Origin of the sequence: Lysinibacillus capsici (assembly GCF_020217405.1) — a bacterium.
Lineage (GTDB): Bacteria > Bacillota > Bacilli > Bacillales_A > Planococcaceae > Lysinibacillus > Lysinibacillus capsici.
In genome coordinates this window covers 2,229,984-2,253,637 of the sequence record NZ_CP084108.1, presented here as the reverse complement: position 1 = coordinate 2,253,637, position 23,654 = coordinate 2,229,984, and the positions used below count along the sequence as shown (strand labels likewise).

General features: G+C 35.8%; 24 protein-coding genes and 1 other annotated feature (1 of these 25 only partly in view). Of the genes, 1 reads left to right on the top strand and 23 read right to left on the bottom strand.

The features are described from left to right. Positions 1–177, top strand: a binding site (T-box leader); it begins 37 nt to the left of the window's first position. Positions 178–282: 105 nt separating this feature from the next. Further along, positions 283–1,575: an aspartate--tRNA(Asn) ligase gene (gene aspS / locus LCP48_RS10990; protein WP_048394617.1), complete on the top strand. Its 1,293-nt coding sequence runs from the start codon at positions 283–285 to the stop codon at positions 1,573–1,575. Positions 1,576–2,024: 449 nt separating this feature from the next. Here the strand turns inward: aspS and topB are convergent, their stop codons facing one another. The 23 genes from topB to LCP48_RS10880 form a co-directional block, all read right to left on the bottom strand. Beyond that, the gene (gene topB / locus LCP48_RS10985; protein ID WP_225340977.1) at positions 2,025–4,160 is read right to left on the bottom strand and encodes a type IA DNA topoisomerase; all 2,136 of its coding nucleotides are present in this window, start codon (positions 4,158–4,160) and stop codon (positions 2,025–2,027) included. Between the two features lie 43 nt (positions 4,161–4,203). Then, the gene (locus LCP48_RS10980; RefSeq protein ID WP_225340976.1) at positions 4,204–4,866 is read right to left on the bottom strand and encodes a hypothetical protein; all 663 of its coding nucleotides are present in this window, start codon (positions 4,864–4,866) and stop codon (positions 4,204–4,206) included. Then, entirely contained in the window at positions 4,863–5,663 is an 801-nt protein-coding gene (locus tag LCP48_RS10975; protein ID WP_225340975.1) for a hypothetical protein, read from the bottom strand. The genes LCP48_RS10980 and LCP48_RS10975 overlap by 4 nt, the downstream gene beginning before the upstream one ends. After that, positions 5,660–5,839: a hypothetical protein gene (locus LCP48_RS10970; RefSeq protein ID WP_225340974.1), complete on the bottom strand. Its 180-nt coding sequence runs from the start codon at positions 5,837–5,839 to the stop codon at positions 5,660–5,662. Before LCP48_RS10970 ends, LCP48_RS10975 begins: the two co-directional genes overlap by 4 nt. Before the next feature lies 1 nt (position 5,840). Then, on the bottom strand, positions 5,841–6,248 hold the full coding sequence (locus tag LCP48_RS10965) for a hypothetical protein (RefSeq protein ID WP_225340973.1): 408 nt from the start codon (positions 6,246–6,248) through the stop codon (positions 5,841–5,843). A 138-nt stretch (positions 6,249–6,386) separates the two neighbouring features. Further along, complete coding sequence (locus LCP48_RS10960; RefSeq protein WP_225340972.1) at positions 6,387–6,620, bottom strand: hypothetical protein; 234 nt, start codon at positions 6,618–6,620, stop codon at positions 6,387–6,389. 98 nt (positions 6,621–6,718) lie between these two features. Continuing rightward, positions 6,719–6,880 carry a hypothetical protein gene (locus tag LCP48_RS10955; RefSeq protein WP_318528175.1) on the bottom strand — a complete coding sequence of 54 codons (162 nt, stop codon included), beginning with the start codon at positions 6,878–6,880 and terminating at the stop codon, positions 6,719–6,721. A gap of 258 nt (positions 6,881–7,138) precedes the next feature. Beyond that, on the bottom strand, positions 7,139–8,842 hold the full coding sequence (locus LCP48_RS10950; protein ID WP_225340971.1) for an LPD25 domain-containing protein: 1,704 nt from the start codon (positions 8,840–8,842) through the stop codon (positions 7,139–7,141). A gap of 13 nt (positions 8,843–8,855) precedes the next feature. Next, a complete protein-coding gene (locus tag LCP48_RS10945) occupies positions 8,856–9,116 on the bottom strand; it encodes a hypothetical protein (protein ID WP_225340970.1) in 261 nt (86 codons plus the stop codon). After that, complete coding sequence (locus LCP48_RS23325) at positions 9,113–9,238, bottom strand: hypothetical protein (RefSeq protein WP_263643097.1); 126 nt, start codon at positions 9,236–9,238, stop codon at positions 9,113–9,115. Before LCP48_RS23325 ends, LCP48_RS10945 begins: the two co-directional genes overlap by 4 nt. Positions 9,239–9,251: 13 nt before the next feature. Further along, positions 9,252–10,484, bottom strand: coding sequence for a MobP2 family relaxase (mobP2, locus tag LCP48_RS10940; protein WP_225340969.1), 1,233 nt, complete (start codon positions 10,482–10,484; stop codon positions 9,252–9,254). 19 nt (positions 10,485–10,503) lie between these two features. Beyond that, a complete protein-coding gene (locus LCP48_RS10935) occupies positions 10,504–10,965 on the bottom strand; it encodes a hypothetical protein (RefSeq protein ID WP_066036878.1) in 462 nt (153 codons plus the stop codon). Further along, entirely contained in the window at positions 10,946–11,293 is a 348-nt protein-coding gene (locus LCP48_RS10930) for a hypothetical protein (protein WP_066036879.1), read from the bottom strand. Before LCP48_RS10930 ends, LCP48_RS10935 begins: the two co-directional genes overlap by 20 nt. Then, positions 11,293–11,586, bottom strand: a complete 294-nt coding sequence (locus LCP48_RS10925) for a hypothetical protein (RefSeq protein ID WP_066036880.1) — start codon at positions 11,584–11,586, stop codon at positions 11,293–11,295. Before LCP48_RS10925 ends, LCP48_RS10930 begins: the two co-directional genes overlap by 1 nt. A gap of 274 nt (positions 11,587–11,860) precedes the next feature. Next, positions 11,861–12,778 carry a hypothetical protein gene (locus tag LCP48_RS10920; RefSeq protein WP_225340968.1) on the bottom strand — a complete coding sequence of 306 codons (918 nt, stop codon included), beginning with the start codon at positions 12,776–12,778 and terminating at the stop codon, positions 11,861–11,863. Positions 12,779–12,794: 16 nt separating this feature from the next. Next, positions 12,795–13,835 carry a C40 family peptidase gene (locus LCP48_RS10915; protein ID WP_225340967.1) on the bottom strand — a complete coding sequence of 347 codons (1,041 nt, stop codon included), beginning with the start codon at positions 13,833–13,835 and terminating at the stop codon, positions 12,795–12,797. Then, entirely contained in the window at positions 13,832–14,437 is a 606-nt protein-coding gene (locus tag LCP48_RS10910; RefSeq protein ID WP_225340966.1) for a hypothetical protein, read from the bottom strand. The genes LCP48_RS10915 and LCP48_RS10910 overlap by 4 nt, the downstream gene beginning before the upstream one ends. A gap of 1 nt (position 14,438) precedes the next feature. Continuing rightward, positions 14,439–16,382: a VirB4 family type IV secretion system protein gene (locus LCP48_RS10905; protein ID WP_225340965.1), complete on the bottom strand. Its 1,944-nt coding sequence runs from the start codon at positions 16,380–16,382 to the stop codon at positions 14,439–14,441. A 22-nt stretch (positions 16,383–16,404) separates the two neighbouring features. Beyond that, complete coding sequence (locus LCP48_RS10900) at positions 16,405–17,046, bottom strand: hypothetical protein (RefSeq protein WP_225340964.1); 642 nt, start codon at positions 17,044–17,046, stop codon at positions 16,405–16,407. Next, entirely contained in the window at positions 17,039–17,362 is a 324-nt protein-coding gene (locus LCP48_RS10895) for a DUF5592 family protein (protein WP_225340963.1), read from the bottom strand. Before LCP48_RS10895 ends, LCP48_RS10900 begins: the two co-directional genes overlap by 8 nt. After that, a complete protein-coding gene (locus LCP48_RS10890; protein WP_225340962.1) occupies positions 17,362–20,133 on the bottom strand; it encodes a pLS20_p028 family conjugation system transmembrane protein in 2,772 nt (923 codons plus the stop codon). Before LCP48_RS10890 ends, LCP48_RS10895 begins: the two co-directional genes overlap by 1 nt. A 176-nt stretch (positions 20,134–20,309) precedes the next feature. After that, positions 20,310–22,361 (bottom strand): hypothetical protein, encoded by a 2,052-nt coding sequence (locus LCP48_RS10885; protein WP_225340961.1) that lies wholly within the window; start codon positions 22,359–22,361, stop codon positions 20,310–20,312. Positions 22,362–22,435: 74 nt separating this feature from the next. Continuing rightward, complete coding sequence (locus tag LCP48_RS10880) at positions 22,436–23,554, bottom strand: S-layer homology domain-containing protein (RefSeq protein ID WP_225340960.1); 1,119 nt, start codon at positions 23,552–23,554, stop codon at positions 22,436–22,438. Between the last annotated feature and the right edge of the window lie 100 nt (positions 23,555–23,654).

The window sequence follows — 23,654 nt, the reverse complement described above, 5'->3', positions numbered from 1 at the left end:
TAACGAAAGAGAGCAATCGGTAGCTGAAAAGATTGTGTTAAATAATGATTGAAAGACACCTGTGAGTGTTATCCTGAAAAAAGTAAGGATAGACGGTTTGCAACCGTTAAAAAGCTTTGAGTTGGCTGTGAATGCAGCAATTAGGGTGGTACCGCGAGATAGGCTCTCGTCCCTGACAAATTGTCAGGGGCGGGAGCTTTTTATATTTAAAGGAGGTGAGTGTCCGTGGATGATGACGATGATGATAAAAGAAAAAAGTTAAAAAATTTAGGAGGAAAAATCATGCATACAAATCTAAAACGTACACTTACCAAAGAGTGTATTAATAAAGTGGGAGAAATGGTAAAAGTCCAAGGTTGGGTAAAAAAAATAAGACATCTTGGAAATATCAGTTTTATAGTACTAAGAGAGCGAACTGGTGAACTGCAATGTGTTTTAGAAGGAAAACTTGCTGGCGTCATTATAGAAACAGAAAGTGTTATAGAAGTTATCGGAAAAATCGTTCCAACAAATAACACAGTACTTGGCGTTGAACTGCTAATAAAATCAGTGAAAGTGATAAACAAAAATGATTTACTACCTTTTGAGGTAAATAAAAAAGAAGTAAACACAGGACTTGAGAACCTTTTAAACCATCGAGTATTATCACTCCGTCATGAAAAAATAGCTTCAATTTTTAAAATAAAAGCAACTCTTGAAGAGGCATTTCGTGAATATCTAACAAATAAGGATTTTATCAGAATTTTTACACCAAAAATTGTTTCTCAAGGTGCGGAGGGTGGCGCCAATGTTTTTAATTTAAATTATTTTGGGAAAGACGCATTCCTTGCACAATCTCCTCAATTCTATAAACAAATGATGGTGGCTTCAGGTCTTGAGTATGTATTTGAAATTGGACCAGTTTTCCGTGCAGAAGAGCACAACTCATCAAGACATTTAAATGAATATATCTCTCTGGATCTTGAAATGGCTTTTATTGAAGAGTATGAGGAATTAATGGAGCTAGAAACTCAAATTATAAAATATATGTTTGAGAAAGTAAAAGAAAAAAATGAAAACGAGTTAAAGCTTTTGAATATTGAGATTCCAACTATTACTGATATTCCAAAACTAAAATTACATGAAGCAAGAGAAATTTTAAAGAATCGTTTTAAAAAAGAAATGCCAGATGGTGACCTAAATACCGAAGGAGAAAAACTGATTGCAAAATATATAAAAGATACGACGGGGAGTGAGTTTGTCTTTATTACAGAGTATCCGAAAGAAAATAGACCCATGTATACAATGCCTGCGGAAAACGGATTAACCAAGTCATTTGACCTCTTATTTAAAGGTCTAGAAATCACATCTGGAGGCCAACGAATTCATGAATATGAAATGCTTGTAGCATCATTCAGAGAAAAAGGACTTAACGAGGAAAACTTCCAAAATTATTTAAACACATTTAAATATGGTGTTCCACCGCATGGAGGTTTTGCTATTGGACTAGAACGTTTAACAGCCAAACTTCTTGGATTAACAAACGTTCGGGAGGCAAGTGCTTTTCCACGAGACATCAATCGATTAACACCTTGAGTAGTCTATTAAGCTTTATTGTTGGATCTTAATTCAGCCCACTTCAAATAGTGGGCTTTTTGGTTTTTATAATGAATACTACTATCCTGCCTCGTTGGTTTACGTACATTTGTTCACAATCTCCTTGGTATATAATCTAATCAGTTATTCATGAATATGGCCCTTTTCATGAATAACGTCGCTCTCCTTATTTCAGAACAGTGCCCGATTGGAATACATTATTCCAACTGTGCAACATTAAAATTAATAGGTAATAAATCGATGTATCAGCTCAATATACATATAATGGTGGACTAGCTTGGTTACTCCATACACTTATATCCTGATTGGAAACTCTAAAGTATTCTAACAACTGATAATTAACATTCTCTCGTCTCCTTCGATTCATCATTTATTCAGTTAACTCAAATTAAAAGGACTCACCAAATCTGGTGAATCCGTAAAATAAATTATTTAAATTCAAATGTCACTTTGTCACCAGTTACTTTCAGTTTTGCATCAAATAATTTATCAGCTTTCGACTTAAAACCTTTTATGACTGACGCAATACCTTTATTTAATAAATCATTTATATTTTTTTCCGTAAGCTTTTTAGTTGCGATAATTTTATTAATTGAAAACTTACAACCATTTCTATATTCGCTACAACCATAAAAAGTTTTACGATCTATCATTTGACCTTTCTTACAACAAGGACAGTTACCTTTGTTATTGTTTGCTTGTTCTATCTTTATTGTTTGCTCTATATTACTAACTTGTCCTATTTTTTTCGGTGCTTCCTGAATTAAATTCATGATAAAAGCTTTAATATTAGAAATAAAATTCTCAGGTGAACTGTTTCCAGTTCCGATTTCTTTTAGCTTTCCTTCCCATTTAGCAGTCATTACAGGACTTGCAAGTAAAGTACCCTCTATTGCTTCACATAAAATCTTGGCTTTATTCGTCACAGAAACAATATTTTTCGTTACTGTAATATACCCATTTTTCTTAATGGTTTCGATGATACTAGAACGTGTGGCCTCAGTCCCCAATCCCTCCACCTTGTTTAAGATTTCCTTATCACTTTCATCATCTACTGTTTTCCCAGCGTTTTTCATTACTTTAACTAGATCACCTTCTGTATAGGGCTTTGGAGCCGTTGTACGCCCTTCTTTACTTTGGAGTACACTTATCACTTTTCCATTTTTTGAAACTCTAGGAAGTACCTTATCGGCTTCTATTTTATTATTCTCATCGTTACTTGATTGCATAAATAAAGATTTCCAACCCTTGTTTAGCTCGATTTTTCCAACTGTTTCAAATTCAATATCATGTACAGCTGTTACAATTTTCATTTCCTCATAAATATAGTCGTTATGGAACATAGCCAGCGTATTTCGCAGCACTTCATCATAAATATTTTTTTCTTCAGCAGTTAAAGCATTTATTGTACTTTCATTTGGTATTGTCTTAGTTGGTATTATGGCATAATGCTCCTGGACCTTAGAACCGTCTACATAACGTTTATTAGCTTCTTTATTAGGTGAAAAGTCAACATTGATTAATTTCATGTATTGCTCTACGTTATTTGACAAGTATAAAAATTCATTTTCAGTGATAAAGTTTGTATCGGTACGTGGATAAGTGCAGATTTTTTTTTCGTATAGTGACTGCATTATTTTTAAGACATTTGCAGGACTATACTCCCACTTTTTATTCGCAACCTCCTGTAAAGTCGATAAGGAGTGTAATTTGGGTGATTTTGTACGTTTTTCTTTTTTATCTAAATCCAGAACAACACCTTCGTTTTCTTCTTCAAGTGCAAGGCTATGTCCTAGTAAAAGTGAAGTTAATTCTTCTAATGTATCGGTCTTAACCTTTGCCTTTCCTGAATATGTTCCATTTACTGTTTTGAAATGGCCAACTAATTCAAAGAAGGGCTTAGATACAAAATTTTCAATCTCTTTTTGGTGTTGATAAATCATATAAACCAACGGGGATTGTACACGACCAACACTTAAACTGGTATTAAGACCTTTTCCTTGTATGAGCAAACTATACAACGGACTAGCATTCATGCCGACCAACCAATCAGAAATCTGACGAGTTTTTGCTTCGCTGTACATTAATAAATCCTTCTCATTTGATTGTAAGGATTGAAAGCCTTTGACAATTTCATCTACTTCAAGTGAGTTAATCCAGAGCCGTTTAATCGTTTTATTTTTTGCACCTGTCATGTTGAAAGTAGAATAGAATATATTGCTACCTTCACGATCAATGTCACATGCGTTGATTACTACATCAGCGTTATTAATTAGCTTCTTTACAGCATTAAATTGAACTTTTTTATCCTCAGAAACCTTATACTCAAATTGTGCTGGAATGATAGGTAAATTTTTAATATCCCAGTTTTTCCATTCTTTTCGATATTCCCCTGGCATTTTCAAGCCAACAAGATGTCCAATTCCCCATGTGATGACTGCTCCATCTGGAAATGTGCTACAAGGTTTTAGTTCAATGTGTGTTTTTTCTCTTTTTGCTACTTCAAAAGCTTCGGCATAAGCTTTTGCTTGTGAAGGTTTTTCGGCTAATATGACTGTATTCATTCTAATAACCACCTTTTATATATTTTTGACTTTAATAAACAGGCTACATATTCAAGTTAGATAACCTTGCAAATAGTTCACTTTCTTCTATATTTTTAGATGATTCTAAGTTTCTATAAAGTTCTTCATTTTGAAACTGAAGCTTATCTAGTAACTGGTTCAGTTCATCATAAGGTAAATATATTTCTAACTCAGATATATCGAAAATGCTATTGAATTTTATAGTGAGTGCGGTATAGCTAACACCCCATCCTGAACAAGTTTGAAACCAAAATTCCCACTCAGTTAAAGCTAACAAAGTTATAAGTTCGTGCTTGTGAATAGATTTCCTGATATAAGGTAATGAAACAAATGCACTTGATGACAGAATAAGTGAGTTTAATATATTCATCTTTTCGCTGTTAAGGACTGGTTCAGAAAGGCTTTTTATTTCTTCTAATCGTTCCTTAATCAAGGGAAGAAATTCATTTTGATAGGGCAACTCTAATGTTGTTAAATCTACAGCTTGAATAATTTCATCATATGAAATTTCATTTTTAAAAAATTCATTTAAGATTTCTTTATTGAAGAGTCGTCCATATCCACCCCAGTACATAGGCATATAGAGATTTTCAAAGTGAGATTCTTTAAATAACAAAAAATGTATAGGATTTGCAGTGATTGTTTGATCAATGTTTATTTGGTTCAATAATTTAATTAAATTCATTTTTTCACTACCTCCTCAAGTAAGCAATTCCCATGAAAAATCAATTCTTTATGTTCTTCAATCCATTTATTCACATAACTTTGTAAATCTTTTACTAAAACAGTCATCGTATTAAAAACAAAGAATACATTTTCCCCTGTATCTCCAACGTACTTTATGGTATTATCATCAAGCTCAAAAACCGCAACCTCAATCATATTTCCTATATCAAGTACAACCTCAACTAAATATTTTTCACCGTTGTATTCATAGCGATATTTTGAAACAGTTTCTTCTTTACCAAGCCCATAATTTACAGGAACGTTTTTTAATTTGTAATCGTGCAACATGATTATTTCTTGTGTAAAAAACGAAGTTGTTTGAGCTGGGTAGTTATCACGAATATCAAATAATTCCATATTATTTTTCATCAGTTCCATAAACTCAACTTCTGAAACATCTTCAGGATTTAGAACACCATTAATCAAAATATCTTTTGTATATGACGTTTTCTCCCATTGCAAAGTATAAGAGCATCCAAATTCTCTTAAAAGTTTTATATTGGGTTCAAAATTCAAAACATTTTCTGTATCAATAAAACATCTAATAAATTCAAATAAATAACATGAATTTCCATTACCAAAATCAATTTTTTGTTCATTTAATTCATTTTCTGACTCAAATAATTTTTCGTTTCCTTTAGTATCAAACACTTTAAACAACACATTTACGCTTGTGGCCCCAATATTAACGCCTTTGTACATAAATGGCGTATCTGCTAAAAATACATAATCATAACCTAATCTATATTTTTTCATTTGTTATACCTCTCTTCAATTAAGTGCCAAATGGCAAAACTTATCCCGCAACTTTCACATTTATGCGATGTACAGCCTACTGTTTGCTCTTGTTCATATATTTTTTGCTCCCTCTCACACCAGGGACATTCTACAGAAAATGGTTGAATAATATCTTCATTTGTTTCTTCTGACATTTCAAACTCCTCCTTTATCATTAACAATTAAATTATGTTGTTTCTGCTTTTTATGAATAATTATTTTCTGAACTAAAAATAGAACCGCATTTAAAACAAGATAAATTACAATTATTAATGTTGTACTTTCCTGGTTTCCTAAAAACGATAAGCCTAACAATGTACATAAAGATAAACAAAGCAAAAAGGATTCTAATATGGTTTTTGACGTCCGAAATGTAAATTTCAAGCTTAGTGACAATGCGAAGGAAGTCGTAATTAAAAAAACCATAAGCCCCTCGATACCTTCACGTACATTGTCACTACTGATAAAGGTTGTTAATACACACACTCCATCGATACTTAAATAAAGCATTGTTAATATCAAGAAACACTCACTCAACCTCTTTAAAGGCTTTAAAATTGCCATATTACACACTCCTTCCGTTCTAAATAATTAAATTTGATCTACAAAGCCTGAAAAACTCCCTTTGATAAGAAAAAGGACTCACCAATTTTGATGAATCCTTAGCCTTTGAATATTTGTTAGATTTTAAAAATCTTTTCACTAACGTTCATAAAATCCTTTGTCTTGTTTTCTAATTGTTTTTTTCTCTTTCATTAGTTTATTTTCTTGCTGCAGATCATTTATATCAAAATCAGGAGGAACATTCACAAGATTTCTTAAAAATATACCACTATCAACTAGCCATTTGAATTCCTCTTCAATGTTGTAATTGTGATCTTTCGCTATATTTTCATCAACTTCTATTACCGCAATCATTTTTATTTTTTCAGCCATAGACACATCTCCCTCAATGATAATAACAATAGTTGTTTAACTGCTAAGACTCGCCAATTTTGATGAGTCCTGATCTCTTTAAAATTAAATATTACTTTTCACTTTTTTAAGGACAAAATTTCAACTGGTTTTAAACCTAACTTTTGTCTATTTTCGTTTACTCGTTCTCTCCCCCCTTCACAGTATTCTGAATCCAACTCAAAACCAATCCAGGAACGTTTTGTATTGTCACATGCTACAGCTGTAGTAAAGGCTCCCATACAGTTATCTAACACTGTGTCACCTGGATTTGTATAAGTTAGGATAAGATACTCTTGTCTGGTATGTACTGCATACCCTCTAGGCAATCCATGTTATAAATAGTATTTTTGTTAATGTTCATAGCTTTTTTCCTCCCGACATATTATAATTAAATCAGGAGAACAAGCGTTCTTTTACATACTTTTTAAGAGGCTTGAAGGGACAAGCCTCTTTAATTTTTCAATAAAAATAACGCTAGTCAAATTGACTGCGCTTCCTTAACGTTCATATGCAATACATCTTCGCTTGTGTTTGGTACCCACTTCATTTTTCAATACTTCATCATGAGCACCAGGTATTTTTTGTTGCAACTCTTTCTCTACCTGGACTGACTCAGTTAATTGGCCACCACGCTGCTTTTCATCAGCATACAAAGTGAGTTCCTTTAAAATTTCCTGATGTTGCGGATCAGTTAGCTTATTTTCTGCAATGAGTTGATCAAATGGACTCTTGTACTCTCCATCACCAATATCCAATCGATCTGGATTAACTAGATCGACTGTATCTCCGTTTGGAATTAATACATGGTATCGAGTTTTGAGATAACTATATGCTTTTTCTTTATCAGAAAACACTTCCTTTTCAAGCAGCGCCATGCGTTCATTTCCTTCAGCAAACCCCATTAATTCATTAGACATTAGTTCACTTTCAGACCATTGGATTAGGATCTTCGGATTAGTCACTTCTTGCTGATTAATGAGGGCAAAATTATCTTTAAACGTATTATTAAACACCTGGATAAAATCTGCATTTACTTGCTCAAAGGTAAGTAAATCATCACTGACACTTCTAAGTTGATCCAATTCCTGTTTAAATGCTGGATGTTGTAATTGCTCAACCTTATTAGTGATTATGTCATGAATAATTTCTTTTAAGTCCTCAGCTTCAATTGCACGCAAGCTGGCATTCGATAAAGCCCCGTACTCGATTAATAGCAGCTGCACAGGCTTCATTAATTCGTTCTCTTTTGCACGTCGTATTTCTAAAAAATGATTATCGATGGTTTCTATAAATTCACTCGCTGCTGTTCTCACACCATTTAATAACATCTCTTTATCTTTTAATTCTTTACCTTGTTGTGTCCAGCTGGCCAAATAAGAAAGACTAAAATTTTCAGTATCAATTCCATATCGACTGGCCACGACATAGGACACCATTTCTGCTTGAAATTCACGTTCTGCTGTAGTAAAGCTATCTCGAACATCAGGAGTGTGCAGCCTAGCATGTGCTAACTCATGAAGTAACGTAGTAACATTTTCGTAAGCTGTATTTCGTGGGTTTAAGGCAATTATTTTTTCATATGGATAAGCAACTCCTTTCGCTACTCCTAATTCACGTGGAGGTACTGGTAATATTTCAAACCCAATATTTTTAGATACTTTATGCAAGGCTGCTAACATTTCACCTTCATTTTCTATCACTCCATCCTGGTGATACTGGCCAAAGATTTCAGAGACAGGCATCCCTTTCTCTCTTGCATCTGTTTGGGTATATTCAAATACATGGCCAATTTTAAAAAACAACTTTTTTTCAGTTTCTAGCACGCCATTTTTAATTTGTGCTTTCTCTCTTGAATTAGCGAATTGCATCTGTATCCATTCATCATCCCGTTTAAAATATGTGACAGGTGTAGGGACAAATATTTGAATCCCCTTCTCACCTTTTTTAACAGATACACCCTTGTCCTGCCAAAACTTAAATGAACCTACTGCTTTTGCACCCATGAACTGATTTTGAATCAAAGCCATGTTACGCAAGGAATAGTTATAAAATATCGACATAAAAGCTAAATGCTCTTTTAAAGCATCCTCAGTTATAAAATAGGAGCTTAGTTGATTGGTCATTTTCTCTGATAATTCTTCGATCTCTTTTTGCTTTTCCTCTGCTGTTTTTGCTGTATATTTTTTACGTGTCATCACCATAATCTCTACTCCTTTAAAGTTCTTCAGGTATCAAATGGGCATCTGCTAATTCATGACGTTCTGTTTCAGGAAAATATTCAAGTAATGAGGTATCCATAATTATTTCATGGCTTTCTTGATTGAATGGCACAATAAATGTACCTTGTTGAATTGCCCCAAAGATAAACTGTCGATTATCCTCTGTTAGATCTATTTTTAGATCTACACTATTTACTCGAAGCGTAACAAGCTGTTCTTCTAACTCTTTAATAAATGCATATACAATGTTGTTCATTTTTCCCCATCCTTTTTATCTAGGTTATTTTCAATGCATGACATACACTTTGCCCCTTGATAGGGTTCTTTTACTACATCAAGAACTTTATTGCATAGTTCACATTTGACTTGATAGAACATTTAACAACCTCCTCTAACGCTCATACCCTTCTAACATGCGGTCAAATTCTTCCATGTTTCGTTCTTTTTTAAAGTCGTGATACGTTTTTCGTAACCGATAATTCAAATTATTTAGTGCCTGATTTAACCCTTTAGAAACCTGTAAATTTTGACGATACATAGGAGCTTGATACTTCCTTTGAGATTTAGATAGTTCATACAATCGTTGATCACTTTCTTTTTGATAGGCACGCATTTCAGTTAAAACCGCATTACCCATACGTTTTTTTAAATCATCTAATTTTGTTTGTTTATAGTTTTGATACTTGCTGCCCTCACCGTACTTTTCCCTCATGACTTCGACTTCTTCATCTAGTAGGCGATGAAGATCTTTCATTTCATTTTTATAATAACGATCTAAATAAATATCAACGATCTGATCAATGTATGGTCTTGCCTCATTAATAGACTGATAGCCGTACCTCCATTGAGATCGATCTGGAGGTAATCGTTGAAGTGCTTTTCGAAATATTTTTTTTGTTTGGCGGTGTGTAGATAAGTCGATTTCTTTTTCTTTTTTTAAATTCACACTTCCCCGAATCAAATCGGTAATAAGATTGCGTTCCTTTGTGCGGTCCATTATAAGGTTGGCCACTTTCGACTTCATTTTATCAAGGGAACCTTGTTTTCGTTTGGCACGTAGTTGTTCTTCCCATTTACCTGTTTCAAAATTCTTTGTCCACTTTTTAACCCGTGTAGGTATCGGCTCAACTGTCGCTATATGAACATGAAGGTTGTCTGTGTTGTAGTGAATAGCTGCAGACCATACCGCACTATCGATCATATTCTCTCCTTTTAACATTTCGTTTACTGCAGCGCGCACAATATTTTTCATTTTCACTTCATTAACCTGTCCACCCTCATCCATTAATCCATACTTTTGTAGCCAAGTGTTATCAAAACTAATCACATCTTGCCATAGTGGAGAACCATTTTCTTGAGCCTGCTTGAACAAATCTTTTAATGAATTTTTTTGATCCATATTGATAATATCTTCAGTAGATGAAAACAATGCACCTTGCTTGTTTTCATCTCCCATATAGTCCATATACTGATAAAAAACAGAAAAGGAATCATTTTCATCAGTAATAATTTTCTCCTTCACTTTCGCAGCATCACGATCAATATAACTAATAAAATCCTGATACTCCTCGCTGGATGGCATAACAAAGCGACTTTTTAAAACAACGCCAGGAGAATTATTCATCTTTATCTCCCTCTATCCATTAAGAACCTTGATTATCTGGCAAAGCTCTTTTGGTTTCCTGATCGATTTTCTTTTGACGATTATGTGCAATACGATTTTTTATTAATTCCTCAGCTTGAGTAAAAGGCACTGTTTTTAATCGATCAGTAGAACCTAACTGTTTTGCATCTGTCATAATGAAATAGTGATTCCAAAATTCAAGCATCATCTGAGTATTACGATCAATAACATTCCCTGTTATACGTACTCGTTTTAAGTCTTCTGTAATTGGCTCCAATATACTGTGTAAATGTTTGTGCATCATTGCTTCTACTTCTGCTAAAAGGGCTTGATTTTGAGAAGTTTCATGAGCATAAAGAGTCTCAATTAGGTACTCTATAACACCACCAAGAGTTAAATTTTTTTCAGTTGCTAACTGTTCGAGCTTTAGTATTGTAGAATCCGTTAACCAGAAATTTTTTTTATTTTTCGTTACTGTCACTTAACTTCACTTCCTTTCCTACTAATTCTGTCAGTTGTTGATTTATTTCTTCTGCATCACTATCTAATAATAAGTACAGCATGGATTCAATTCGCAATACACTTTCATATAGTTCACTTTGCTGTAGTAAGTATTGTTCCATTTGTTTCTGTGAAGACATTACAACCTTTTCAAAGCGATCTCGTTCTTCAATGAACACATCAAAATATGCAATTCGTTCAAGCAAGGATTTTAAATAAACCTGGCGTGACACCTTTGCTTTTTTAGCAGCTTTATCAATTTTATCTATTGCTAATTCATCGACATCTCGAATTAATATGTCACTCATTATTCGTTCACCTCTTGCTCAAAAACCTTTTGAACTTCTTGGTTTAAAATGCCCTCAATTGAAATCAGTTTCTTCAGCAACTCTTCATTCGATTTTGCAAATGTTGCAAACACTTCTATATGCATCCCCAGCATTTCTTCGAAGCGATTTTTTTCTTCTTGAAATAAATTTGGAGTCGTTATTCGTTTCAAATGAAGATTAATAAAATCATTTTGTGTCATCTTCTTTTTTTTGGCCATGCTTGTTATTTTTTTCTTTAATGCTGGATCAACCCGTGCCTTTATTTCGGCCATTGTGCAATCTCTCCTTTACTTCAAAGTCGCTAGGGCGTTGAGCGTTTCGTCTCTAAAAGAGGCGAAACTGAAAATAGCCTGCGAGCGCAGGCTATTGAGTGAAAGAGCATAAGGGAAATCTGCTATCACCTGGGGTGATAGACTAGGCAGAGCCTAGTATTTCGGTGTCCCCATAAAAAAGAGCAATTCTTCCTGTTTTCTTCCTGAAATTTCTTACGTTCTTCCTGTTTTCTTCCTAGCTTTTTTTCTAAAATCAATCCATTTACTACTAGTATTATTCGACTTCAACTACATTCTTTTTCATTTCATCGGACCCAATCATGTCAATTTTTTCTTGCAACTTCTTTCGTTTATTTTGTAATTCTATTAGTCGATTTTGATAGTCTTTTTTCTTCTCATTGACGTTTTCAATGGCTGTTTTTTTCTTTACAAGTTGTAGACGTACTTCTTGTTTTTCGTCTTCCGTCTTATAGGCAAGCTCACTTTCTAGATGCTTCATTTCGTTTTGTATTGAAGCAATAATGTCATCTTGTAAGGGAATCTGTTCTCCTTCCAACGTACGAATCTTCTTATCAATTTGGTCAATTTCAAGCGCAATAAATTCTTCTTGATAGGCGAACTGTGTCTTTTCTTTCAAGGTTTTATCCTCACTTATTTTTCGATAATCGCCAACAATAATTTTTTCTTTTGGCTGTGGTAAATCTAAAACAGCTGATGGATCGACAGCGCCTTTTTCAGCCAACAGTTTGTCCCTTGCCTCACTTTCAAGTATTTTTTGATCACGAATTTCCTTAACAAATAAACCAATAACAGAATACTCTTCAGGCACTTTTGAAATATGAAGAACGTACTGATTATCTTTTTGATAGATAATTTTCACAGGGTATGACTCCAATGATTTCGACGCTTTGGCCGCAAATGCAAATGTAGGTTTTACGTTATCTGAACCTGTGTGTCGTGTTTCCAGCAATACTTCCATGAACCCTTTTTCGGGATTATAGTGCCATTTTTTTAAGATTAATGTCGTTTGTTCTAAACCTACTATGTCTTTATTAAAAGGTGTTTGTTTAATTGGATTATCATCATACATCCACAACTTGGATGTGAAGATAATCAAAAAACTAATGATGAGAAACGACATCACACTTACATAAAATTTATTTTCTAAGCCTTTATTTATTTTTAATTTCACAAGTTAACGCCCTCCTTTATTCAGAGAAATCGGCCACTCTTCCATAACCCACAATGACAGATCCCCAATAACCTGTTAACGCGTCATCATAACGCACGCCATCGTTTTGCGAGTTAAACATTTTTCCGTTTCCTACATACATACCAACATGTGTAACTGGTGCGTAATTAGCACTTTTAAAGAAAATTAAATCGCCTGGTTGCAATTGATCCCGTGTTATTGGTTGAGCAAATTTGTATTGTGTATAGGCTGTACGTGGAAGTTGGATGCCTGCTTTTGCGTAAGACCATTGCATTAATCCTGAACAATCAAAGCCCATATTTGGATTGTAGCCACCCCAAACATAGGACCAGCCTTCGTACTTTAACATCTCGTTTAAAATCGTTTTAAAAGCTTCATTTCCAACAATTTGAGAACCCATAGGCGAACAATTCATCGTTAATCCACCCAACTCACTAGCAAATTTCGTGACCGTTGGTACCCAATGTGCATTTAATCCGTTCGGATCATTTGCTGCCCCGATGGGTGCATAAACGCTCCCTAATGACTCAATTGTTGAGAGTCCGTCATCAATAATTCGACGCTTTAAATTCGCCATTGTGTATGACAACCCTTCCTCTAATGAGGAAAAATGCATCAACTTGGACCAACCTGTAGCTGGGTCCATGATGCCTCCTGGATTGTTTTTATTTACAACCGCATTGGATGTACCTCGCCCTGTTTCATGAAAAGCAATCGCTGCAGCCAATACAGGATCAATGCCATTTAATCGTGCAAGTTCAATAAATAAATCTCCTTTTCCAGTGAAAGCCCCTGCATTTGAAAAGGCTGCATTCCAGCTTACTTCATCGATTTCTCCTGTCACAGAACAAGCTGATAAACCATTTCCTCCAATAGAATGACTGTTTGTTGAGCCTCCTACTGCACCTATTATCATGATGATGGCCAACAAAATGACAGCTACAATCGCAAAGAACGAAAACCCTAACGACCCTGCAATCCATACCAAAATCTTTTTACTAATCTGCTGTCCAATAAAATTAATGAGTTGCTTCATACACGACTCAACTCTTTTACAAACCATTCTCCCGACTCAGAAAGTGTCAAAGATATTTTATACATGTTGGATTGTTCTCTAACTTTTTTACCTGCAGACAGCACATCCCATGTGGCATAGACCATGAATTGTATATCTTGATCTCCTGAAGCCTTTGTAGGAGAAACATCAAGTGACTGGACTTTCCTTGTTAGTTGATCCTTTGGAGCCATTACTTCATTTTGCACAACAATTAAAAAAGGAGCTGTAGAAATTTCCTTCCACATCTCCATATCTGTATTATTTTCTAACCAAGCTTGCATAACTTTTTCCGCTAATTTCTCTGCTGCCTGTACCTTATCTTCACCGAATTTAGCCCCATACTCAGCGTCATAATCAATTTCAGTATTCCCTACAGGTATTTGTTGATCTTTATCGGTTTCCGTCTCTGAGTCTGTTCTTTCTTCCTCTACTGGTTCTGTGTAGCTGTATTCATTTTCTCCCTCAAAGCCTGTATCATCTTTATTTTTACCATCATAGAAGAACATTTTTATCATGAAACCTAACATGACCAAACCAATGAATAGTACCAAGATTAATTTTGACATGGTAGATCGTTGCATACTACATACCCCCTCTAAAGATAGCTAATTCTTCCTCAGATGCTTCTACAGAAAACATCAGGTTTCCAACACCACTTATGGACAATAAACAATCTCCTTGTTGCAATTGAGGTATTTCAGCCAACTCGCTATCGCTAATTTGTCCTTCAAAAATAGTTCGCATAGCATCTAACGTATTGGCATCTTGCTGCATAATAAATTTGTATTGTGTTAGTTCAAATAAGGTACGAATCTTCGATACAACTTCTGAATCCGCATGCTCTGGTACAACATCGCGAATGGATTGTGTTGCGAATACCAATCCACCAAGATATTTCCGAGCTTCCCTTTCGAATTCTATTAAGTAATCAACTGCCAGCACATTTTCCGCATTGACTATGCGGTGAGACTCGTCAATAAAGACCAAAAATCGAATAGCGTCTTCTACATTAAAATTAGGATCTTCATAGATAGCTTTCAATTGAGGCGCACCAATTTGAATGAGGTTATCCCAAATAAGTGAAAGTGCGCTAAACATTTGTGCATTAAAAATATTCTTTGATAATCTTGTGAGATTTCTAATAGAGAACATAATGATTTGTTCGTTCGTAAATGCTGGTAACGTTGTATGACCATTAAATAAATGGCCATATGTGTTTACCAAGTTATCGATGACCAATTCAATTTTTTCTAATCGATTAGCCCGTGCAATAGATAATTCAGGTCGGATGATACGTCTTGCAGCATTTTCATATAACTCATCACGTACATACACTAGGAAATCACTGAAAATCGGGTACTCTTCATTTTTTAACTGTGTCACGCCTGTTGTTTCAATACGCTCTTCAAACCCTAAAGAATGATAAAATTCTCGCGTTACTTTCTTAAATTCTTCCATTTCTTCTGTCGTAGGGTTGACTGCTAAAAATTGATAAAACGTAGCTAATTTTGAAAGGTGTTGCATAAAACTTAATTTTTCACTTTTTTGATCTGAACCATCTCTTACTCGATAGATGTGTAAAGGATTGATAATTCCATGTGAACCGTCAAGACTAATTAATTGGCCATTTAGAGTTTTAACAGTTGTTTCAAATTCGCCTGTTACATCAAATCCTCGAATAAAGTTCCCTCGACAACCATTGTCTGTAAAGAGCTTTTTTAGCAGTGTTGACTTACCAGCTCCCATCGTCCCAACCGCAACCGCATTATAGTATCGACGCTTTTTATCCCGATGGAACAAATCGTATATGACATTACCACCACTAAATGTTGTACCTAGATAACTTCCTGTGGGATCGTTAAGCTCAGAAAAATGAAAAGGCAAACCTGCAGCTAATGAAAGCGCTGGTATGCCTTTACTTTCTCTTTTATTTGGAAACGTCTGTTGCTCTTCATAAGGAACAAAAAGGGACTGCCATTCCCAACTACTTTCATTAAGGAATGTCGTCCCCTTAAATCCGTACGAAACTAAATCCGTTTCAACTGCTTGTACTTTTTGTTCCAGTTCATGCATTGTTTTGGCATGTACAAATAAACGAATATCAACAAGCTTTACCACCTCACCCATTTGTGAAATTTCCTGATAAAGTCTTTCTAACTCATGATAACTATTTTGAGCATCCATTTTTTCAGATTGATGTTTACCACTTGAATAACGTACGGTCTGCTCTAACATACTTTTATTAATGGCACTTACAGTTTCATCTTTAGGCATTGTGGCAATATCCATCGTAACAATGACATCACGCATGGAAAATATTTTTTCTAACCATAATTTTGATACACCCGTTGGATAGTCCCATATGTGAATACAGGCCTCATAACCGTCTCCTTTTTGGATGTACTTATCTTTAAATTGAATGCCACCTTGTGGCTGTATGGCAGCTAAAAAAGTAGGATTATACTCTTTGTCTTGCTTCATTTCATCGGGCTGCTTCATCTTCTTAAAAGAGTCTAATAGCTTCATCGTTAAACATCCCCTTCTCAACTTATAATTTAGAATTTTGATTAGACATCATAAATAAAATGTCTTGCTTTTTTTCATTTGATAAGGTTTGCAAAGGGAATGATTGTCGCATCCCTCTCACTACTTGTTTTTTCTCGTCTTCTAAAATCTGATTTGACTCGGCATAGATAAACAAGAAATATTCACGGTTTGTCCGTTCGCGTTCTAAAAACTGTAACTCAAATATCTTTCTGTTGATAATACGTAAACGTAATGGATCTGTCGTTTTTTCTTTTTTTCTTTCCCAATAGAGCCTCTGCTTTTCTGTATTGGCTGGAAAGTTTAAACCGACAACTTTATGTTGAGAAGCCGAACTACGATAAAAGCGTGCTTTTTCTAAAAGTTTTATTGTTATATCGTTATCCGTTAGTGAGTGTAAATCATGAGGCATAATTTGAAAGATCTCCATAAAATAGCCTTTTTTCATCACAATGTACTCGTCAGTTATATCGATAAATGGCATAATCATGGGGGTCTTCCGTAAAACATGAGATTTTCTTTCAATCTTCTTTTTTGCCTTTTTATTCTTTAGAAAAAAAGGATACTTTTTAAGGAAGTTTTTTTTAGACACTTTTTCCTCGGTATAAGAAGGGACAATAATTGGCTTGATTTCCTCTTTATTCACGATGATCCCCCTCTCCATATAAATAATCATTCATAATTTTTTTGACATCTACTGCATGGTAAGTGTATTTATTACGCTTGAAATATAAATACAATGACATGTAGTTTTTGAGTCGCGGGTTATTCCTGGAAGGTAACACCATCCAAAACAAGGTACCACTTGCCATCAATATATAAGGAATAAACAAAATACCATGTACTAAATCTTTTAATACGGTGAAAAAAAGAAAGAAGCTAACCAATAAAATGATTAACTCCTTTACTTCTAAACCAACAATTTTAGGCTTTGCCTTAATTTCTTTTGGAATATCATACATTATTCTTGGTCACTCCCTTGTCTTTTTCTTTTTCCTATATTATTGGTCATACGACGAATATTTTGACCAAGTGTAAAACCACTATTACCGGCACGTGTCACGCTTTCTTTCAATTGTTGGACAGATGGATTACCACCAAGAATTGTATTTGTATGCACCACCTGTTTATGTCCATATGTTTTAGGATCAATGGTAGTTGACTTTTGATTAGGCTGAACAGTACCACCTTGTCCTCCTACAGTCGAAACAACTGGTCCTTGCTGTACAACGTTTGATCCTCCTGTTGGTTGACTAACTACTTGTGCCTGTGTTGAATTTTGCGGTGCAACATGTTGGACATTTCCTGATGAACCTTGTTGAATTACCCCACTAGTAACAGTTTGATGCCCATTTCCTATAACCGTTGGAGCTGTCACTCCTGGTGTATTTGGCTGTGGTCCAACTCCTACAGATGGGATTGTTTCATTTGTTTGACGTTTGTTTGAACCTGTCGACACATTTCCTGTACTCGATGGTGTTATTACTCCTGATGTGCCTGCCTGTTGTGTAACCCTTCCAGGTGGGATTACTTCACTCGTTTGTCGGACGTTCGACCTCATTGGAACATTTCCTGAACTTGTCGAACTTGGTGTACTTGGCTGTGGTGAGATTCCTTCAGACGGGATTGCTTCACTTGTTTGACGAACGTTTGGACCTCCTGTTGGAATAGTTGCTGCTGTATCTACTTGTCTTGTCACACCTGGTGTACTTGGCTGTGGTGAGATCCCTTCAGACGGGATTGCCTCACTTGTTTGACGAACGTTTGGACCTCCTGTTGGAATAGTTGCTGCTGTATCTACTTGTCTTGTCACGCCTGGTGTACTTGGCTGTAGTGAGATCCCTTCAGACGAGATTGCTTCACTAGATGGAATTGGCTCATGTTCTTGTCGCTGAATTGGTCCCTGATGAATGTTGCCATCTTGACCAGTTACACTTTGTATTGAAGAATCAACACTAGGACTTCCTGATATAGATTGACTTTCTTGACGTTGCATAGCACCCCTTTGTGAAACATTACTTGTGCTTGTATTTGTTGGTGGTTTAGCTGGTGTTGTTACTGTCTTTGGTTGGATTGATGGACTTCCTTTTTCCTTTCCACCTTGACTTGGTATTTGACCAGGTTGAACACTTCCTATACTTCCTGACATACCCACCTGGTTACTGTTATTACTAGACGGAATTGGCTCATAATCTTGTGAAGTTGCAGCTATCTGATCATATGCATTCAATCCATCACTTTCACCTGATGACGGGATAGAATCTGAAGCTGAAGTACCTCCCATAGTAGAATTTGAATGATGTTCATTTGATTTTGGCATGGTTTTTACATCGCCACTACCAGGTATCGCTGGCACAGAAGTACGTTTTCCTACCTCTGACGGTGTTTCTGTACGCATTCCTTCGACAGTTCTCTTCGCCATATTTGCTCCACCTGCTACAGTAGCAGCACCTTTTTGAGCTACGTTTTTAAGCGCCTGTGCGCCAGCTGTCAATGCTTTACCTCCTGCATAAGCTCCCATCATCGCTTGCCATCCATTGCGTAAACCTGCATCAATACCAAGCATACGTTGAACAATATCAGGAGCATCAATCAATGCCCAAGCACCAGCAATCATGAGTATGACGACACCGAACATCCCAATATCCGTCTTTAATCCGTTTGCCCAATTCACAAACAAAACGAATAGTTGGAGGAGGCCCGTCATTATAAAGATCACGACAAAAGTATTGACCATTTCCACCAATACTTTTTTTGTCCGTTGTCCACCTGTAAGGTCACTAGCTGCAATGAACATACCAAAAATTTGATGGAACGCTAGATCAAAAATAGCACGGCCAATTTTTAAAACTGTGATACCTAACGCAATAGACGTTACCAGTAAGGACACTATTAAAGACAGCCAATTGACATGATAACGATAATAAGTTTCTCGACCTATTTTCGTCATAGGGACGGCATTATCTTGTAATTCTTCGACTTGATAACTGTCGCCAACACCTGTCGGAACTGATTTCGTTTTTAAAACCTCTTTAGACTCATCACTTAATTGCTTTACCCAATCTTCTTTAAAAAGCCAGCCATCATCTTCGTGCAAGTCAAGCTTTTGTAAAAAGGGGATGTGCAACGCTGATGAATCCGAAAAACGATTTGCATAGGTATAATCTGTAGTTCCTATGGAACTATTTTCTTTACTTGCAGGTCTTGGAGGTGAACTTTCATCCCCACGTGTACTACTGGCAAATTGAAAATCATGTTCGGCATAATACAAAACGTCAGCCACATTACTTTTGATCATATTACTAGCAAGCGTCTCATTTTCAGGATTCATTTGTTCAATTCCGACACCAATAATCTTCTGCATATTAGACATTAAATCTGGAATGATGACGATAAAACATACGGCCATCACAATATTCAGTAGAATTTCATTACGTTTTTCCACTTTATTTAACATAAATTGAAAGCCCAGAACCACAAGAGCTATAAAGAATACAATCCATATTAATGGTCTTGCTTTATCCATAAACTCTCCCATTGCGCCCGTAGCATAAAAATCATTGAGTGTAATAATTTTGGTCACTATGTCTTCTAATAATTGATTCAACCAGCTTAATGTGTAGATAATGCCACTTCCAAGCGCCCTAAACACATCTTGCCAAAGAAAGCCATCACTCACATGCAAAATGGATTCCAGTATCTTATGTTTCTCGATAATTTCATTATCTTCCATGAACGAATCCTCCCTTCTTATTTTCTACATTCAAAGAAAAAGGACTCACCATTTTTGGTGAATCCTTATCTATTTGACTAATTATCTTAAAAATTGGCCATACGACATATCTTGCACAAAAATATGAAATAACAAAGACTAGGATAGGAGTGATTATCAAATAAATCATAGTCATTTTATCGCGCGCCCCTGATTTCTCTCACTTTATCAGGGAAAGTTCGATCCACAAATCGGAAGTTATGAATTTTGTTATTAGAGTGTTGTCTTTCAGCTTTAGCAAGTTTTTTCACTTGATCATGCGTTAACTCCACCGTCTCAAATTCAGTCACAGGCACTCTTGATTCTGGCTGCTCAATAATCCAGGCATCATCATACCCCGAACCAAATAAGAAATGTTCAAAGCTAAAGGATTGATCAAATGTAAAGCTCAGATCGCTTAATCCCATATCCACTAACTCTAATTGATTTTTGTACGTTTCATTCGGCATTAATTGAGAATACGGTGTAATTGGTAAAGAATAACGTTGTAAGTGAGGAAGATCCTCTTCTGAACTTGTAAAGACCCATTCATCCTCAAATGGCACGTTTGTGTATTGAACAAAGTCTGCTTCCCCTTTAGCTGCACCCTCTTGTATTACTTGCGCGAAACTCGGTAGTGCTTGATCATTATTAATCGCTTGCTTCACTTTTTCAGCATATTTATAGCCTGACATAAAGCCAGTTCCTGAAGCCGTGAAAAACAAATCAGAAACAAATTCTCCTTCGAACTGACGTTGATCGCCTTTCATCCCCATATCTTTCAATACTTTTTGTTGAAGCTGTACGCCATCCTCAAACTCAGCTTGTAGGCTTTCGTCTAATTCAGCTGCTTTATAAGTACCCGAACTTTGTGTTTTCATAAGTGGATAAAACTCACCGTCTTTATGTTTACCTGAAGGTAACTCTACGCTATACAATAATTTCCCTGGTGTCATAGGCAAAGTAGTTTGTGTCTTTAACTTTATCTCATCCTGCCATACATTCCCTTCAGCACGATGATATTGTTCATAATAAGCTTTTGACTCTTTCGATGGACCATACTTATCTTCTCTACCCACGACCCATTTTTTCACTAAAACACCATCTAATTTATCCGATTTTTCGGCTTTCTTTTGTTGATGATCTACTGGTATAGAACCGTTCAATTCAAATTTTTGGACAGCTCGCCAATCGGGACGATCATCCCAATGACATTCTTGATCCTCCCCTGCTCCTGTACATACCCAACCAATTTCTTTGTTGGTATATTCATATTCAAAGCCATACTGCATGTCCTTGTTTTGTACTTGTTTCGCGTTAATCGTAAATTCAATCGGTCCTTCTTGTTCAACATGTTTTGTATCAAGATCTACTATATGTTTAATGTTTCGGACAGCAACATGTTTATCATATTCTCCCTGGAAGCTACTGTAGACAGCAACTTCACTTGGTCCATTTTTATCGGTTCTTTCTAATTCCCAATATGCTCTCCCTAAACCTGTTCCTTGCTTATCTTCTGGCTCCTTCCACACAACATCAAAAGTTGTTGTGACAAAGAAATCATTATTTCGATAAAAATAAGCCTTTTCTCCATTCTGGCAATGACTATCAGTATAGGTAGTGTCTTTATAATAAATCGAATAGCGACCTGTTGTACCGTTTACTCGTCGGTTATAGTCCCCTATATCTCCTGTAAGGAAACGAGCAGGAATGGGTGTTGTGTCGTCATAATAGAATACAGCGCCTGCAGCTTCTGCTAGTTCGTACATCTCTTGTCCATACTTTTCAACGATCTCTTTTTTAACTTCGGAAGGTTGATGGGGAACATGGCTATCTTCTGTGCTGTAGTCTCTCCCTTGTCTCCAACCTGATACCGTATGAACATCCCATATAGGATTTCCATAGCTATCATACCCAGCAATATATTCAGTATCAGTACGTACACAAGAATACTGAATAGCCCCCCATCCTGTACGGTGGGGGTGACTTCGCCCTTGACTATCTACCATCATGTGAATATCTTCTGGATTAGTCGGTTCCACACCAAAACCTTCCCCTACAGTATCAGGAAACTTCACCGTAAGAGTAATGGTATCTTTAATAGGCACAGTAGTAGCTGCTTCTACTTTAATTGTCGTACTATTATCAAAGCTAAAAGTTGATAATAATAATACAACCAAGCAAAGTAAAGAAAATGCCTTTTTCAACATGAAAATTCTCCCTTTCCTCATACAAAAAAGACCTTTCAAATTGAAAAGGTCTTTTTAATATTATTATTTATACATTAGTTGTTACGAACACCAGACTGATATATCCTTCCGTTCTGGTAATTAAAGTACATAGCAAACGTATCACTACTATAGACTTCTCCTGTTTCAATCACTCGATTAATAATCTTGACATATTCCTCATAAGTCACACCGACTTGTTCAGCACTGTAACGCAGTTCATCTTCAAAACCTTTAAAAAATGTAGAAGAAGTCCTTGTTGGAGAATTTGCTTCTATATCAAAACTAGTCCTGAAACCATGCCCATTCTCGTTCACAATTTCTGACAAAGATTCAGCATTCTTCTTCTCATGTTCACCTGCTACATAGCCAGCTGGACGTGGGATTTTTGTTTTAATATCCTGATAGCTCCAATCGCTGTACTTAACTGGACTCTTAGTTGTTGGTTTAGGATCAGGTTTTGGTTCTGGCGTTGGTTTCGGTGTTGGTGTTGGAATTGGCTCTGCTACAAAATCAGCATCTATATTCATAGCACGGTGCATGAAAAGGACATAGTGAACACGCGTTAAAGAACCATTCAATTTAAACGTATAGTCCTCATAACCTGTCGTTACGCCATTTGAATATAATGCTTTCACATATTCCTCATATTTTGAACCTTTTACATCCCCAAACACATAATCTGCCTTCACTTCAAGATTGAAAGCTACAGCAATAATTTTCGCCATTTCCCCACGTGTCAAAGGCTTATTCGGGTTTACATTGCCCTGGCTGTCTAATTCTAAAAGCCCTGCCTCTACTAAGTCCTTGATGTCATTGTAAAAAGGACTATCTGTACGTAGATCCTTTGGCTGCTTAAATTCCTTTGTTTTTTCAAGTGTTAAATCATTGATTTTCAGCGCACGGCTAACTAATGCAGCAGCATGTTGACGGCTGATTGTTGTATCTGGACGGAAAGTACCGTCTTCATAGCCTTGAATGATCCCAGCATCTCGCATTTCATGAATAATTTTATAGTATGGAGAATTTACTTTTACATCTTTGAAAGGATTATTGGCCAATACTACAGTTCCTTTTGTTCCTGCAGCCTCAGCATAATGAGTTGGAATAGGTGCCACCATCACTGGAACAGCAATAGCAGCTGCTAATGTCGCCATAAATAATTTGTTTCTCATTTCATTTTCCTCCTTCAACAAATGGTATTTTTTTGCTCAATCTATATTTCAAACCAATAACTATTAAATAGGAAGTTTCTATAACTACATTATACCATAT